At 70.1% G+C, this 14,528-nt stretch carries 14 protein-coding genes; 8 read left to right on the plus strand and 6 right to left on the minus strand.

Going from position 1 to position 14,528, the window contains the following annotated elements; genetic code table 11:
- Nucleotides 1–2: 2 nt before the first annotated feature.
- Together ACWY4P_RS37725 and ACWY4P_RS37730 are read right to left on the minus strand one after the other, a co-directional pair.
- Complete coding sequence (locus ACWY4P_RS37725) at nucleotides 3–665, minus strand: HAD-IA family hydrolase (RefSeq protein WP_456205043.1); 663 nt, start codon at nucleotides 663–665, stop codon at nucleotides 3–5.
- Nucleotides 666–854: 189 nt separating this feature from the next.
- On the minus strand, nucleotides 855–2,084 hold the full coding sequence (locus ACWY4P_RS37730) for a peptidoglycan-binding domain-containing protein (RefSeq protein ID WP_456205044.1): 1,230 nt from the start codon (nucleotides 2,082–2,084) through the stop codon (nucleotides 855–857).
- A 247-nt stretch (nucleotides 2,085–2,331) separates the two neighbouring features.
- On the opposite strand from ACWY4P_RS37730, the gene ACWY4P_RS37735 reads away from it, so the two are divergent.
- Nucleotides 2,332–4,404, plus strand: a complete 2,073-nt coding sequence (locus ACWY4P_RS37735; protein ID WP_456205045.1) for an MDR family MFS transporter — start codon at nucleotides 2,332–2,334, stop codon at nucleotides 4,402–4,404.
- A gap of 330 nt (nucleotides 4,405–4,734) precedes the next feature.
- Here the strand turns inward: ACWY4P_RS37735 and ACWY4P_RS37740 are convergent, their stop codons facing one another.
- Nucleotides 4,735–5,268, minus strand: a complete 534-nt coding sequence (locus ACWY4P_RS37740) for a GNAT family N-acetyltransferase (protein WP_456205046.1) — start codon at nucleotides 5,266–5,268, stop codon at nucleotides 4,735–4,737.
- Nucleotides 5,269–5,415: 147 nt separating this feature from the next.
- Here ACWY4P_RS37740 and ACWY4P_RS37745 point away from each other — a divergent pair, with 147 nt between their 5' ends.
- Together ACWY4P_RS37745 and ACWY4P_RS37750 are read left to right on the plus strand one after the other, a co-directional pair.
- Nucleotides 5,416–6,099 (plus strand): hypothetical protein, encoded by a 684-nt coding sequence (locus ACWY4P_RS37745; RefSeq protein ID WP_456205047.1) that lies wholly within the window; start codon nucleotides 5,416–5,418, stop codon nucleotides 6,097–6,099.
- The gene (locus tag ACWY4P_RS37750) at nucleotides 6,099–6,512 is read left to right on the plus strand and encodes a hypothetical protein (RefSeq protein ID WP_456205048.1); all 414 of its coding nucleotides are present in this window, start codon (nucleotides 6,099–6,101) and stop codon (nucleotides 6,510–6,512) included. Before ACWY4P_RS37745 ends, ACWY4P_RS37750 begins: the two co-directional genes overlap by 1 nt.
- 78 nt (nucleotides 6,513–6,590) lie before the next feature.
- Here the strand turns inward: ACWY4P_RS37750 and ACWY4P_RS37755 are convergent, their stop codons facing one another.
- Complete coding sequence (locus ACWY4P_RS37755) at nucleotides 6,591–7,022, minus strand: protein-tyrosine phosphatase family protein (protein WP_456205049.1); 432 nt, start codon at nucleotides 7,020–7,022, stop codon at nucleotides 6,591–6,593.
- A 204-nt stretch (nucleotides 7,023–7,226) separates the two neighbouring features.
- Here ACWY4P_RS37755 and ACWY4P_RS37760 point away from each other — a divergent pair, with 204 nt between their 5' ends.
- From ACWY4P_RS37760 to ACWY4P_RS37770, 3 genes are all read left to right on the plus strand, one after another.
- Nucleotides 7,227–8,204 (plus strand): endonuclease/exonuclease/phosphatase family protein, encoded by a 978-nt coding sequence (locus ACWY4P_RS37760; RefSeq protein WP_456205050.1) that lies wholly within the window; start codon nucleotides 7,227–7,229, stop codon nucleotides 8,202–8,204.
- Nucleotides 8,205–8,271: 67 nt separating this feature from the next.
- A complete protein-coding gene (locus ACWY4P_RS37765; protein WP_456205051.1) occupies nucleotides 8,272–9,309 on the plus strand; it encodes an endonuclease/exonuclease/phosphatase family protein in 1,038 nt (345 codons plus the stop codon).
- A gap of 122 nt (nucleotides 9,310–9,431) precedes the next feature.
- Entirely contained in the window at nucleotides 9,432–10,889 is a 1,458-nt protein-coding gene (locus tag ACWY4P_RS37770) for an SMI1/KNR4 family protein (RefSeq protein ID WP_456205052.1), read from the plus strand.
- A 22-nt stretch (nucleotides 10,890–10,911) separates the two neighbouring features.
- On the opposite strand, the gene ACWY4P_RS37775 is transcribed toward ACWY4P_RS37770, so the two are convergent.
- Together ACWY4P_RS37775 and ACWY4P_RS37780 are read right to left on the minus strand one after the other, a co-directional pair.
- Nucleotides 10,912–11,652, minus strand: coding sequence for a class I SAM-dependent methyltransferase (locus tag ACWY4P_RS37775; RefSeq protein WP_456205053.1), 741 nt, complete (start codon nucleotides 11,650–11,652; stop codon nucleotides 10,912–10,914).
- Between the two features lie 78 nt (nucleotides 11,653–11,730).
- Nucleotides 11,731–12,654: a MarR family transcriptional regulator gene (locus ACWY4P_RS37780; protein ID WP_456205054.1), complete on the minus strand. Its 924-nt coding sequence runs from the start codon at nucleotides 12,652–12,654 to the stop codon at nucleotides 11,731–11,733.
- 191 nt (nucleotides 12,655–12,845) lie between these two features.
- Between ACWY4P_RS37780 and ACWY4P_RS37785 the strand changes: the two genes are divergently transcribed.
- Nucleotides 12,846–13,094, plus strand: coding sequence for a hypothetical protein (locus ACWY4P_RS37785; protein WP_456205055.1), 249 nt, complete (start codon nucleotides 12,846–12,848; stop codon nucleotides 13,092–13,094).
- Nucleotides 13,091–14,503: a serine hydrolase gene (locus ACWY4P_RS37790; RefSeq protein WP_456205056.1), complete on the plus strand. Its 1,413-nt coding sequence runs from the start codon at nucleotides 13,091–13,093 to the stop codon at nucleotides 14,501–14,503. Before ACWY4P_RS37785 ends, ACWY4P_RS37790 begins: the two co-directional genes overlap by 4 nt.
- The last annotated feature ends 25 nt before the right edge of the window (nucleotides 14,504–14,528 follow it).

A 14,528-nucleotide genomic window follows, 5' to 3' on the forward strand; every position in this document is an offset into this window, starting at 1 on the left:
TGTCAGTCGGTGAAGTGCAGGCGCAGGGCGCCGTCCGGCAGCGCCTCGACGCGGACCTGCTCCAGGTCCCGTACGTGCGCGTCAGGGGCGTGGGCCGCGGCCCGGGGGCCGACCCCGACCACCCGCATACCGGCCGCCCGGCCCGCGGCGATGCCCACCTCGGAGTCCTCGAAGACGACGCAGTCCTGGGGCTCGAAGCCCAGCTCGGCCGCGCCCTTGAGGAAGCCCTCCGGGTCCGGCTTGCTCGCCCCCACGCACTCCGCCGTGACCCGCACGCTCGGCATCGGCAGCCCCGCCGCGTCCATCCGGGCCCGGGCCAGCCCCTCGTCGGCGGAGGTGACCAGGGCGTGCGGCAGGCCCGCGAGCGAGGCCAGGAAGGCGGGGGCACCGGGGATGGCCACGACGCCGTCGACGTCCGAGGTCTCCCACTCCAGCATCCGCCGGTTGTCGGCCAGGTTCTCCTCGACGGGCCGCTCGGGGAGCAGCACCGCCATGGTGGCGTGCCCCTGCCGCCCGTGCACGACCTTGACCACGCTGTCCCCGTCGAGCCCGTGCTCGGCGGCCCAGCGGCGCCAGCAGCGCTCCACTACGGCGTCGGAGTTCACGAGGGTGCCGTCCATGTCGAGGAGGAGGACGCGGGCGGTGAACGGGGCGGTGGCCGGCATCGGCGTACTCCAGGGCGCGGGGAGAGAGACAAGTGGCTCCGCCCGCCGGTCAGGGAGTGCGGGCGGAACCACTTTGTTCCTCCACGATACAAAGAGCGTCGCCGGTGCGCCAGTGGCCCCGGTGGATCCCCCAAGGGTTCCCGGGGGATCCACCGGGCCTTCGCCGGTTTTTTACGGCTGGTCCGCTTTTTACGGCTCGTCGGTCCGCGACTCCAGCGCACGGCGCGTATTGGGCCCGTAGACCCCCTTCGGGTCGCCCTCCACCCCGTATGTGTTCTGGAAGCTGGAGACCGCGTTCCGTACGCCGTCGTCGTACTCGCCGTCCGACGACCCGAGGTAGAGCAGCAGCTGGCCCAGGCGCTTCTGGAGCTCGACCACCTCGGAGCCGCTGTCGCCCTCCTCCAGCACCGGCGGGCCGGTGGGGGTCGGGGTCTCGGTCGGGTCGGGGGAGACGCTGCCGGTCGCGTCGGTCGCCGAGGGGGTGGGCGAGGTGGCCGTCTTGGAGGGTTCCTTCGACTTCAGGGTCGAGGGCGAGCGGCTGGGCCGCGGGCTCGCGCTCTCCTTCCTGGAGGCGGAGGGCGTCGCGGTGGGGGTGGCGGACGATGCCGAGGACGAGGGCTTGTCGGGCGTCTCGTCGTCCTTGGTGGACGGGTCGTCGTCCGGTGTGCTGGAGCTCGGGTCCGACAGTGCCCGGTCGGCGTCCTGGTCGTGCTTCTTGTCCCCGCCCAGTAAACCGGTGCCGAAGGCCAGCGTGCCCGCCACCGCCACCGCGGCGGCCCCCGAGAGCACCGCCACCACCGGGCCTCTGCGGCTCTTCCGGTGGCGCCCGGTGGCGGCCGCGGCCCCGCCCCCGCCCCCGCCTCCGGCCCCGCCCCCGGCGGAGGCGGGTGCGTCGGCCTCGGCCCGCGCGGCCTCGATCGCCCCGATCCTGTCGATGGGCTGGGTGACGGGTTCGAATGCCTGGGTCGCCGCGGCGGCTCCCGCGGCCGCCGCGGTTCTGTTCTCTCTGCTCGTCTCTCTGCTCGCTCCGGCCGCTCTTTCGGCTCTTTCGGCTCTTTCGGCCTGTTCGGGTTCCGCGTCCGCATCGTGGTCGTCGCGGTCGTCGCGGTCGTCGCGGGCGGATCTGCGGGTCGTCATGCGCTCGAACAGCCGTATGTCACGGAGCTCGGGGCCCTTGCGGCGGTCTTCGCCGGAGAACGTGACGTACGGGCGTGGGCCCATGGGGTCGTCGCGTATCTCGTCGTCGAAGCCGTCGCGCACGCCGTCGCGGCCACGTATGCCGTCGCGGTCGTCGCGTATGTGGTCCTCGCTGTCGCCCGCCGCCGCGGCAGCCGCGGCGGCGCGCGCTGCACACGCGCAACCGGGGCGGCCGTTGTCGCGCGCCGGTGCGAAGCAGTGCGGGCAGAGGTCTGCCGTCACGGGTCTTTCCCTCCCTGGAGTCGCAGCGATTATGCAGAGCCTGTCATGTTCCGCGCAGCGCTTCCCAACGAGTGTGGGCCTTCTCGACAGGCCGTAACGGGGCATAAAGGCGAGGATGGGGTCAAGGACGCGGAGAAGGACGACGAGTCGACGCTGATGTCGAGGACGAGTCGAGAACGAGTCGAGGATGGGAACGCGGAGGCTCGCGAGCGGGCTGCCGCGCGGGCTGACAACGTACGGAGTCACCATGGCGCAGGACGCGAGCCGCCCGACCCCGGCCCCGGGCCCCGTGGCGCTCAGCCCCGGGGAGGGCCGTACGAGGCGTACGGTCCTCGTGGCGATCGGCGCCCTGCTGCTCGGACTGATGCTCGCCGCCCTCGACCAGACGATCGTCGCCACCGCCCTGCCCACGATCGTCAGCGATCTCGGCGGGCTGGAGCATCTGTCCTGGGTCGTCACCGCGTATCTGCTCGCCTCGACCGCCGCCACCCCGCTGTGGGGGAAACTCGGCGACCAGTACGGACGCAAGAAGCTCTTCCAGGCCGCCATCGTCATCTTCCTCGTCGGCTCGGCGCTGTGCGGGCTCGCGCGGAACATGCCGGAGCTGATCGCCTTCCGCGCGCTACAGGGGCTGGGCGGCGGCGGGCTGATCGTGCTGTCGATGGCGATCGTCGGCGACATCGTCACGCCCCGCGAACGCGGCCGTTACCAAGGCCTCTTCGGCGCGGTCTTCGGCGCTGCGAGCGTGCTCGGGCCGCTGCTGGGCGGGCTCTTCGTCGACCAGCTCAGCTGGCGCTGGGTCTTCTACATCAACATCCCCCTCGGCATCATCGCGCTCGCCGTCATCGCCGCCGTCCTGCACATCCCGGTCCGCGGCGCCCGCCACACCATCGACTACCTCGGCACCCTCCTCATCGCCGCCGTCGCCGCCGCGCTGGTGCTGATGACCTCCCTCGGCGGCGTGACCTACCCGTGGGGCTCCTGGCAGATCGCCGGGCTCGGGGCGCTGGGGCTGGTGCTGCTGGTGGCCTTCGTCCGAGTGGAGCGGCGCGCCGCGGAGCCCGTGCTGCCGCTCTATCTGTTCCGCAGCCGCTCCTTCGCGCTCTGCTCGGTCATCGGCTTCGTGGTCGGTTTCGCGATGTTCGGCAGCATGACCTACCTGCCGACGTTCCTCCAGGTCGTGCAGGGCGTTTCGCCGACCCTCTCCGGCGTCCACATGCTGCCGATGGTCTTCGGCATGCTCCTCGCCTCCACCGGCTCCGGCCAGGTCGTCAGCCGTACCGGCCATTACAAGATCTTCCCGATCCTCGGCACCGGCGTCACCGCCGTCGGCCTGCTGCTTCTGCACCAGCTGCGGCCGTCCACCAGCGTGGCCGAGACCAGCGCGTACTTCTTCGTCTTCGGCTTCGGGCTCGGCCTGGTCATGCAGGTCCTGGTGACCATCGTGCAGAACTCCGTCCGCTACCAGGACCTGGGCGTCGCCACCTCAGGCAACACCTTCTTCCGCTCCATCGGCGGCTCCTTCGGCGTCTCCGTCTTCGGCACGATCTTCGCCAACAGCCTCGCCCCGCGCCTCGCCGACGTGCTGGCCGGCCAGCGGCTGCCCCCCGGCGTCGACCCCGGCGCGCTCAGCGCCGACCCCCGGGCGGCAGGACTGCTGCCGACGGCGCTGCGGGCGAAGGTGCTGGACGCGTACTCCGTCTCCATCACCGACGTGTTCCTGTACGCGGCGCCGTTCGTGCTGATCGCCTTCGCCCTGGCCTGGTTCCTGCGGGAAGAGCCACTGCGGGCCAGCGTCACCGCGCCCGAGGCCAGCGAGGTGGTCGCCAGCAACCCCGTCGAACGCTCCTCGCACGACGAGGTCGCGCGCGCCCTCTCGCTGCTCGGCAGCCGCGAGGGCCGCAAGCGGGTCTACGAGGACATCGCCAAGCGCGCCGGCCTCGACCTCGAACCGGCCGCGAGCTGGATGCTGCTGCGGATGAGCCACTACGGCGCGGTCGAGCCCTTCCTGCTGGCCGAGCGCTCGCCCGTGCCGCTGCGGGTCATCATCGAGGCGGCCCGCCGGATCGAGGAGCGGGGGCTGGGCGCACGGGACGGGGTGTCGCTCGTGCCGACCAAGGAGGGGCGAACGGTGGCGGAGCGGCTCTACCGCGCCCGGGGGGAGTCGCTGGCGGAGCTGCTGGGCGACTGGTGGACCCCGGACCGCCCGACCGACCTGGTGGAGCTGGTGCGGGAGCTGAACCGGGAACTGTGCGGCTCGGACGCGGAGCAGCCGGACGACGGGGACACCCGACGGCCGGGGCCGTCGCCGACGGCGTAGCGGGGACGCGCGGCTGCGCTTGGCGCGGCGGGACATACGACGGGGCGGCTGCCCCCCGTTCGGCTGGGTCGGGTTCGGGCGGGCGCTTCGGGCGGGGCGGGTGGCTGCCCCCAGCGCGGTCGGCTGCCCTTGGCACGGCGGCTGTGCCTGGTGCGGGGGCACACCCGGCGGGGCGGCTGCTTCCCGTTCGGCTGCTCCGGGTGCGGGCGGGCGTTCCTGGTGCGGGGCGGGCACACTCGGCGAGGGCTGCTGCTCCCGGCGGAGGTGCGCACGCCCGGCGAAGGGACGGCCGCTCCCGGCGCACCCGACGCGCCGGCCTGCTCCCGGGGGTCAGCCGGCGACGCGGTCGCCGAGCTCCTTGCCCAGCCAGACCTCCGTGTACGGCCCCTCGCAGAACGGCGGGACGTCCGCGTACCCGTGCCGCGCGTACAGGGCCCGTGCCTCGGTCAGGTCCAGCCGCGTCTCCAGCACGATCCGCCCGGCGCCCAGCTCGCGCGCGGCCGTCTCGACCGCCGCGAGGAGTACGCCGCCCGCGCCCAGGCCGCGCTTGGCCGGCCGTACGAACATCCGCTTGAGCTCGGCCGTACGGCCGCCGTCCAGCAGCCGCACGCCCGCGCAGCCGGCGAGCTCGCCGCCGTGGTGGGCCACCAGGAACGCGCCGTGCGGCGGGGTGAGGTCGTCGCTCGGCATCTCGGCGAGGTGCTTGTCGATCTCCTCAGGGGTCGTGGAACGCCCCTCGTAGAGCTCGTACCAGCGGTCGGCGACATCGACCAGGTACTCGCGCAGCAGCCCGGCCGAGACGGGGTCTTCGACCGGGTGCGGGGCGACCGTCCAGGGCGCGCGGGTGCGGGGCGTGCTGCTCATGGCGGGCATCCTGACAGCTGCCGTACGAGGAGGCACCTGAGTTAACGCCCGCTGGGCGTTCGTGAGTTTGTGCGTCGCGAACCGGGCAACCCGGCAGGAACCAGCCCCGGTACGGAACGGGGCACCGGCGGAAGGCAGGAGCAGACCATGTCAACTGGCGTGACCATTAGCGTGGTTGTCGCTGTCGTCCTCCTCGTCGCCGCGCTCGCCGCGGGAATCGCCCGAGCGCGCCATGGAGGTCGGAACCGCGCTCTGCGACGCCGCTTCGGACCCGAGTACGACCTGACCGTCGCCCGCCATGCGGGCGACACACGAGCGGCGGAGCGGGAGCTCGACGAGCGGGTGCGGCAGCACGGCCACCTCAGGACCCGGCCGCTGTCCGGCGAGGTGCGCGAGCGGTATGTGGCCGAATGGGCCGGGATGCAGGAGGAGTTCATCGAGCAGCCGACCCGCGCCGCGGCCGACGCCGACCAGTTGCTGGCCCGTCTCGCCCACGATCGCGGCTTCCCCTCCGACCGCTACGACGAGCAGGTCGCGGCTCTGTCCGTGCACCACGCGGACAGTGTGCAGGGCTACCGCCAGCTCCACGCCGCGGCCCTGCGGGCCCGCGAGGGCCGGGCGGACACCGAGGAGCTGCGCGAGGCCGTGGTGCACGCCAGAGTTCTCTTCGAGGACCTGGTCAAGCCGCCGCACCACGGCGACGACGGCCACGGCACCGCCCAGAAGCACCACCAGCGAGGCGGCGGCACACGCAACTGGCTCGGCACGCGGCCGCGTACGCACACGCCGTGGGCGATGCGTGGCGGGGACCTGGGGCGGGGTGACGTCTGATGACCGAGCGTCCTGAGGCGACCGCCCCTCCGCGCGCCGGAGCCACGACCAAGACCTCAAGCGCCCCGAGCGCCCCGAGCGCCCCGAAAGGAGCCACAGGAGCCACAGGAGCCACAGGAGCCATCCCCAACGGCCCCACGTTCCCGGTCCTCCCACCGAGCGAGCACGACGAGCTGGCCCACCGCCTGCGGCACGCGACCAGCGGCTTCGTGGACGCCCCGCGCGGCGCCGTGGAAGAGGCCGATCTGCTCCTCGACGAGTTGTCCGGCCGCCTCACCGACCTCCTGGCCGACCGTCGCCGTGCGCTCCGCGACGCCTGGCACGAGGACGAGTCGGGCAGCGTACGGACGGAGGAACTGCGGCTGGCCATGCGCGGCTACCGCAACGTCCTGGAGCGGCTGCTGAACGTCTGAGCGCTCACCCGTCCCGACGTCCGCCGCCTCCGGCGCGCCCCGACAAGGCGCTCCGGAGGCGGCGGACGTCAGCGCGTGTCACGGCGCGAAGCGGGCCACGAAACGGCGTTGCCAGGGCGTCTCCACCGCGCGCGACACGTAGTGCTCGCGGACGTAGCCGACCGCCTCGTGGCCCGGCACCCCGTCCAGCACGGCGAGGCAGGCCAGCGCCGTGCCGGTACGCCCGACCCCGCCGCCGCAGGCGACCTCGACGCGTTCGCTCCCGGCACGCTCCCACGCCTCGCGCAGCGCCTCCCCGGCCGCGGCACGGTCGGACGGCAGCCGGAAGTCCGGCCAGCGGACCCAGCGGGCCTCCCAGGACACGGCGGGCGGTTCCTTGCCCAGCAGATACAGCGCGAAGCCGGGCTCCGGCCCGGCCGGCAGGGGGCGGCGCAGCCCCCTGCCCCGTACGAGTCGGCCCGAGGGCAGCCGCAACACGCCCGCCGCCGTGGATTCCCAAGTAGTGATCATCCGAGCGAGCGTAGCCGCCGCGTCACGTCCGCTCCGGGATTCAGCTGATCGCTGAGAACACCTTGTCCGCCAGAACGCTTTGTCCGCGGACAAACCCGGGTTGTCCACATTCCGACCTGCTGTTTCTCGCTCGCTACGGGCGGACAAACGGACCCGCGGGCAGTGTGACGGCATCAGTCGTCCCAGGCCAACGGAGGTCCCGCCGTGCCGATTTCCCTCTCCCGTGTCTGCCGCGCAGCGGCCGTACCCCTGTTCGCCGCCCTGCTGCTGACGTCCAGCGGCACGGCCACAGCGGCGGAGGCGCCGAATCTGCCGCGCCAGGTCACCGCCCTGAGCTGGAACGTGTGCGGCGGCTACCAAGGGTGCGTCGCCTGGGACAAGCCGCAAGAGAAGGTCGACCTGGTCGCCAAAGCCGTCAGGGATGACCCGGGCGTGACGGTCGTCATGCTCCAGGAAGTCTGCCTGGGGCTGCACGCCGAACCGCTCCAGGAGCGACTGGGGGACCAGTGGCAGGTCCAGTTCCGCGCCGCTCCCAACACCAGCACGCCACAGGACCCGAACGATCTCACCCCCTGCTCCGCGGACACGCGCGGCCTGCCGCCGGGCGAGACCCCCAGCCCCCTCCTCGCCGACGACGAGCAGGGCAACGACCAGCGCATCCAGGCCGGGGGACGGCGCGACCTGGCCGGCGTGCTCGTGGCCATGAAGAAGCTGCCCGGCAGCGAACTGCAGCCGGTGAACATGACGTTCGTCCAGGATCCGCAGCAGGGCGCGGCGTGCATCAAGGACACCGGCAATCTGCTGTTCGCGTGCAGCAGCCACTTCCAGAACGAGAAGGCGGACCCGGACGGCACGAGCCGCCGCACCAGCGGGCGCAACTTCCGGGACCAGACCGTTCACCTCCAGGCCCAGGGCTACCGGACGATCATCGGCGGCGACCTGAACGCGACGCCGGACACCAAGCCCCTCCAACCGCTGTACGACGGCAACTTCGAGGCCGACGTGAACATGAAGTGGCCGACGTTCCCTTCGCGGTGGCAGAAGCTCGACCACGTCTTCTTCAGCGACTACGGCTGGGACCTGCTCGGCGCGAGCGTGGAATTCCCCGGCTACTTCTTCCCGGCCGGAGAGAAGTTCAGCGACCACTGGATGCTCAAGGGCCGCGTCACCCCGACGGCCTGAAGCAGCGGAAACGAAAACGAACGAAGACGAACGAAGACGAAGACGAACGAAGACGGAGGGGAAACCGATGACCATACGCATGCGTGCCCGCAGGGCGCTCGCCCTCACCGCTGTCCTGCTCTCCTGGGCGATGGCCACCCCGGCGTCCACCGCCCTCGCGCAGGACCTGGACCCGCCTGCCGCGACAGTCCGCACCGAGTACCAGATCGGTACGTTCAACATGGCGGGCGGCAACGACGAACATGGCGTCAAGGGGGTGGAGGCTCCCGAGGCGCTGGTGCGCAGCGTCCAGGAGCGCCGTCCGGCCTTCGTCGCCGTACAGGAAGGCTGCGCGGACTGGAGCGCAACGCTCCGCGACCGTCTGGGCGGCGGACCGGGCCAGAACGGTGAGTACGCCGTCTTCTTCGACGCGGTGAAGCGCGGCGACCCCGACCCGTACCGGCCGGCCGACCAGCTCGCGGACGCCACCTGCAAACACGGGTCAGTGCCGTTCGGCAACGGTCTCGTCATCCGCAAGGACGTCTTCGGGGTCGCCCCGGACCAGCCGGTCGAGTCCTACCCGCTGACGCGCTACGTCATCGACGATCAACTGCGGCTCGGGGACGTGGAAAAGGCGCGGGAGTATGCGGAGAAGGAGCGCCGCGAAATGCTCTGTGTCAGGTCGGAGGCCAAGCGGCTGGTCGCCTGCTCCGTGCATCTGACGTATGACGACCGGGACTTGCGCATCGCGGAGGCGTCCAAGGCGCGCGAAGTCCTTCGGGACGCCTACCTCGGGTACACGAAGTTCCTGGGGGGCGACTTCAACGACGACCCGCTCTCCGCGGCGGCCGATCATTTCTACGCGCCGGGCTATCAGCGGGGCGCGGAGGGCGAGTTCAAGGAGGTCGACAGCCCCTGCGGCAACGACATCAAGGAGTCCACCGAGGCCCCGGGCCCGGCCGGCTGGCCGGCGTTCACCTACTGCCGCTCCGGTGAGAGCACCCACAACAGTGGCATGAAGATGGACGCGCTCTACGTGCCGCCCACCGTGGAGGTGACGTGGGCGGACGCCACCAAGGCCCTGCACTCCGACCATGTGCCGCTGTGGGCAGGCGTACTGCTGTGAGCTGAGGAGGCGGGACGGGGCGGGGACCGACCAAGGTCCCCGCCCCATCCGCTCCGGGCGTTGTCATACCCCCGTGCTGTCCTTGTCCTGTCGCAGTGGCCTCGAGGCGAGGGAGCACACCGGTGAACCGCGAGCAGTGGCGTCCGTTCCTCCAGCAGTGGAGCGAGGAGTGGATCGACAGCCACGACCCCGAGAATGACGGCGAGTTGGACGAGGAGGTGGTGCGTGACCGCTGGCTCGGCTTCGCCCCGGCGAGCGAGGAGGAGATCGCGGCGGCCGAGGCCCGCCTGGGCCGCACCCTGCCGGCGTCGCTGCGCGAATTCCTGGCGGTCACCAACGGGTGGCGGGATGCGGGCTGTTTCATCTACCGGCTGGCCGGAACGGCCGAGCTGGAGTGGCTGGCCGATTCCGACCGGTCGTACCTGATCGAGATCTACGACGAACTCGCGGAGGACGACGCAGAGAGCGAGGAGGAAGAAGAGGGGGAAGAAGAGGAGGAGGAAGAAGAGGAGGACCAGGACGTGATCGACGAGGCGAAGGTGCTGCGGCGTTCTCTGCTCATCTCGCTCGACGGTGACGCGGCGGATATCTTCCTTGACCCGGGGGACGTGAATGAGCACGGGGAATGGACCGCTTACTGGCTCGCTTCGTGGTCGGGATGCGGGCTGGAGCCTTTCGACTCCTTCTACGATTTGATATACCACCAGTACAAGTCTTTCCATGCTTTGCGGAAACCGGAGGGGGAGACCAAGGACCGCTGGGACACCAAGGTGGAAGAGGCCCGGCTCGCCGCTCTCAAGGGTGAAATCGAGGGGCCGTTGGAGGCGTTGGCCGAGGCGGAAGAATTCGGTAACGAGCGTGCGCTGCTGCTGCGGTTCCAGATGCTGACCATGCTCGGCGGCGGTGAGCAGAAGACAAATATCAGCCGTGTCGTGAACTACGCGCACCATCCCGATATCCTGCAACATCCCATATTTGAGCCGGAGTTGCTGCCCCTTGTCTTCGAAGAGGACCGCACTCGCGATCTGCCACACGGATGGTCCACGCTGCGATTCTCCAAGGAGAACGGCCCGGAATGGCTGCGGTCACTCATCGCCGACCATGAGGCCCGCCGCGCCGCCCCTGACTTCCGACTCTCCTTCGGGAACGCGAAATTCGACGCCGCTGTCCACCGCATCGTGGACCGGCTGACCGCCGACCCCGCGTTCCAGGTCCGGGACCCGTATGAGGAGCAGCGACGGAACGCGACCTACGAACGGATATGGGTGGACGGCCAGCCCGCCATTCGCGTGGAAATGCCAACCCTGACCGCCTCCACGGTCCTCATCAGCAAGGAATCGGAAGACGGCGCTCCCGCCAACGTCGAAGTGCACGACCCCTTCGGCGACTACGACCGGGCGCGGGAGCGTCAGCGACAGCTCATGGACGCGGCCTGGCCCGAACTGAAGGAGGCGATACGGCTATGGCGGCCGCGGCATGAGGACCACATAGCCCCCGTGCTGCTGTTCGCCAACCCCATACTCGCCGAGATGATCACCGACGAGCGGGGGCGGGAAATCCTTTCGATGTCCGCAAGCTGACCAATCCTGACGGACTTCCCGGTCATGGCAATCTGAGCTCAGCTCGATAACACTCAGTCACATAGGGCATTTCCATCGGACGCTCTGCCTCCAGCAGCGCGCGGACCCGCACCAGCAATTCCTCCCGCGCTGCGGGCTCCAGAGTGATCACGTAGCTGCGGGAGGCGACCATGTCCATGACCCCTCCGGCCGTCATCGGATGGCTCCAGCGGAAGTCCTGCCGCTCGACGGGCCCGAACGGCGCGCTCACGCCCTCCACCTGACGGTCTTCCGTCGGCGCCGCGGCGCAGCCGCGCAGGATCCGGTCCAGCTCTGCGACCCAGGGCACCGACACATCCCGGAAGTTCCACACCAGGCCCAGCCGCCCGCCTGGGCGCAGCACCCGGGCAGCTTCCGGGACCGCCCGCTCCAGGTCCACCCAGTGCCACGCCTGCGCGCAGACCAGGGTGTCCACGCTCGAGTCGGGCAGCGGGATCGACTCCCCTGTCCCTTCCAGAGCCCGCACATCAGGAAGCACGTGGGAGAACTGCTCGCGCATCCCGGCCGAGGGCTCCACCGCGACGACCTCCCGGCCCGGGGCCCGCAGCGCACGGGTCAGCTTGCCGGTGCCTGCGCCGAGATCAACCACGGTCCGTGCGCCCTCGGGCACCAGCCAGGCCACCGCCTCCGGCGGGTAGGGCGGGCGGCCACGCTCATAGGCGTCCGCTGCGGCTCCGAACGAGCCCGCCTGACGGTGTTTCTCCTGCTCCTCGGCTCTCGTCACGCCAGGCATCCTGCCAGGTGGCCGCTCGGTGCAACCTGGCGGACGGGTACTTCACCGGCATCGAGCCGTTGGCGCGACCTACTGGTCGAGTGCTTTGCGTTGCGCCGGGCTGAGGCGGTCCGGTCTCGTGGTGAGGGCGTACGTCTGGGGTCCGACGGTCCTCAGGGCGAGGGGATCGGCGATGGCGGGTTGCCGTTGGATCGCGTCCAGGGCGGCGGTGGCGCGACCCCGGGGCCAGTCGAGCGCGGTGGCCAGTGTGCTCAGGGTGAGCGGTCGGTCGGCGTGCATGAGGGCGGCGAGCACGGTCAGCGCGTCGTACACGGCGGTTTCGGTGAGGTCGCTGCCGCGCATCTGCTCGCTGAGCCGGCCGAAGAACTGGCCCATCGTGCCGAGTCGGGCGCCGACGGTCGTCTCGGCGCCGAAGATCTCGATGCCTCGCTGTGCGGCAGTCGCGATTTCGGCGTGTGCGCCGGTGTCGGCTTGCCACGCCCGGAGCCAGGCGTCGTCGTCGATGACGTACCGCTCGCGGCGCCTGCCGGGATCCGGTTGGCGCACCACCAGTTCCATCGTCTCGAGGTAGCCGATGGACTTGGATACCGACGCAGGGCTGACGTGCAGCCGGCGCACCAGGTCGGCTGCCGTCAGGCCGTCGGCGTCAGCGGTGAGCAGGCATATGAAAACCCGGGAGGTCATTCGGGGCAGGCCGGTCGCGGCCAGAAGCGTCGCGAACTGGTCCACGAAGCCGCTCACCACCTCGGTCGGCTGCTCGTCGGTCGCCGGCTCGGCGGGCTGGGCCGGCTTGCGCCGGCGGGCACGGTGGCTGGAGACCTGCTGCGCGTGGTCGGCCGCATAGTGGCCGGGTGCGCCGTTGTGCGCGACCTCGCGACTGATCGTGGACGTCGGTCGGCCGAGCCGACGGCCGATCTCGGCGTACCCGAGCCCTTCGGCCAGCCACGCCGCGATTCGCCGGCGGTCCTCGTAGGTCAGTCTGCCTCCTGGCACCGATGTGACTCCTCTCCTTGCGTTCAGCAACAGTACATTGCAACGACTCGATTGAGGGAATTGCGTTCATCCGCAATCCTGTTGCAACGATCCAGGGCTCAGTGGGTATTTGCTCGCCCATTCCGTTGACGCAATCTAAAACGCAACGTAGCTTTTCCTCGTCCGGAAAGAGAGGATCCAAGATGTACGTGATGGCCGTGTCGACAGTCTCGGACGACGGCAAGTTCTGGAGCGGGCTGAAGAAGGCACACGCCGAACTCCCCAAGGGCGCCACGTGGAAGCTGGCGGTCGCGAGCAAGGACGGAGCCAAGGCGGTGAACATCATCGCCCACGACTCCATCGATGGTGTCCGGGACTTCTTCGAGGCATACGCCGGCGCCTACGCCACGACGGAGTACTTCGAAGCGGACGCCGCGAACGCGGTCGGTCTCCCGCGATGACGCTCGACGTACCACGGATCCAGGCCCGGGTCGCCGAACTCCTGGCGGAATACGCAATCCCCAGCGCCGCGATCGGCGTGCTCCACGACGGAGAGCTCACCGAACTCGCGGTCGGCGTCAAGAACGTGGAAACGCGGGAACCCGCGACGACGGACACCGTCTACCAATGTGGCTCCATGACCAAGACGTGGACCGCGCTGGCCTTCATGCAACTCGTCGACGAAGGGAAAGTCGACCTCGACCAGCCGGTGCGGACGTATCTGCCCGGCTTCGCGGTGGCCGATCCCGAGGCAACCGCAAAGGTCACCCCTCGTCACCTGCTGTACCACACCAACGGTATCGAGGAAGCCTATGGCGACCCTGGCGAAGACGAGGACGTCTACGCGCGCATGGTCGAGAACATCGCCGACGCACCCCAGGTCTTCCCGCTGGGCCACACCCACGGTTACAGCGCGGCGCTGGGTTACGCGATTCTCGCGCGGATCCTGGAGGTGCACGACGGCGCACACTGGGACGACATCATGCGGCACCGCCTCTTCGAACCCATGGGCCTGACCAGCACGAACAGCTGGCACGAGCAGGTCGACGAAGCCCGGACCGCGACCGGGCACCTGATCCGTTCCCTGGAAGAGGGCCCCATCGTCACACCGGTGCCCTACCTGCCACGCGCATTCGGCCCCGGCGGAAACGTCACCTCCACTTCCCGGGAGGTGCTCGCCATGGCGCACGTCCTCCTCAACAAAGGCACGGCGCCAAGTGGAAAGCGAATCGTCTCGGCCGAGAGTATTCGAGAGATGATGCATTCGCGGGTGCCCGTACCGGATCCGCACATGTTCGGGCCGGCATGGGCGCTCGGCCTCATCGTGTGTGACTGGCACGGCGAAACCGTCTACGCGACCGACGGCAGTACGATCGGCCAGAACGCCCGGCTGCGGCTCCTGCCGGACTCGAACACCGCCATTGCGATGCTGACCAACGGCGGACCGCGGGAGAGCTTCTATCGCACGGTGTTCAACGAAATCCTCACCGACCTCGGCACGGTTGCCATCCCGGACCTGCCCGCACCGGACACGACGTTGAACCTCGACCTGTCCAGGTACGAAGGCGTCTACGGGCGCCCCGGCGCACGGTACGAGGTGTCGGCCGAAGACGGAAGGCTGTACCTGACCCTGGTCCTCGACCCGATGCAGGCAGAGTTCCTCCAAAAGCCGGACCGCATCAGATATGAGCTGCTCCCGGTGAGCGAGACCCATTTCCTGATGCCGGCGGCGGATCCGTTGGAAGACACCCAGACGGTCGCGATCTACGACTTCACGAACGGCACTGCCCAATACCTCCACACCAACTGCCGGGTGAACCCACGGCAAAGGCATCGCCACCCGATACGAGAAGACCGCCACCTCGTATGAAGCGGCGGTCACCTCGCATCATTCG

This window comes from Streptomyces sp. LZ34, from assembly GCF_053890475.1.

Coding starts and splice junctions, on each gene's coding strand:
- ACWY4P_RS37765 (WP_456205051.1), top strand. CDS start 8,272: ATGACCATACGCATGCGTGCCCGCAGGGCGCTCGCCCTCACCGCTGTC.
- ACWY4P_RS37725 (WP_456205043.1), bottom strand. CDS start 665: ATGCCGGCCACCGCCCCGTTCACCGCCCGCGTCCTCCTCCTCGACATG.
- ACWY4P_RS37745 (WP_456205047.1), top strand. CDS start 5,416: ATGTCAACTGGCGTGACCATTAGCGTGGTTGTCGCTGTCGTCCTCCTC.
- ACWY4P_RS37735 (WP_456205045.1), top strand. CDS start 2,332: ATGGCGCAGGACGCGAGCCGCCCGACCCCGGCCCCGGGCCCCGTGGCG.
- ACWY4P_RS37740 (WP_456205046.1), bottom strand. CDS start 5,268: ATGAGCAGCACGCCCCGCACCCGCGCGCCCTGGACGGTCGCCCCGCAC.
- ACWY4P_RS37790 (WP_456205056.1), top strand. CDS start 13,091: ATGACGCTCGACGTACCACGGATCCAGGCCCGGGTCGCCGAACTCCTG.
- ACWY4P_RS37750 (WP_456205048.1), top strand. CDS start 6,099: ATGACCGAGCGTCCTGAGGCGACCGCCCCTCCGCGCGCCGGAGCCACG.
- ACWY4P_RS37755 (WP_456205049.1), bottom strand. CDS start 7,022: ATGATCACTACTTGGGAATCCACGGCGGCGGGCGTGTTGCGGCTGCCC.
- ACWY4P_RS37785 (WP_456205055.1), top strand. CDS start 12,846: ATGGCCGTGTCGACAGTCTCGGACGACGGCAAGTTCTGGAGCGGGCTG.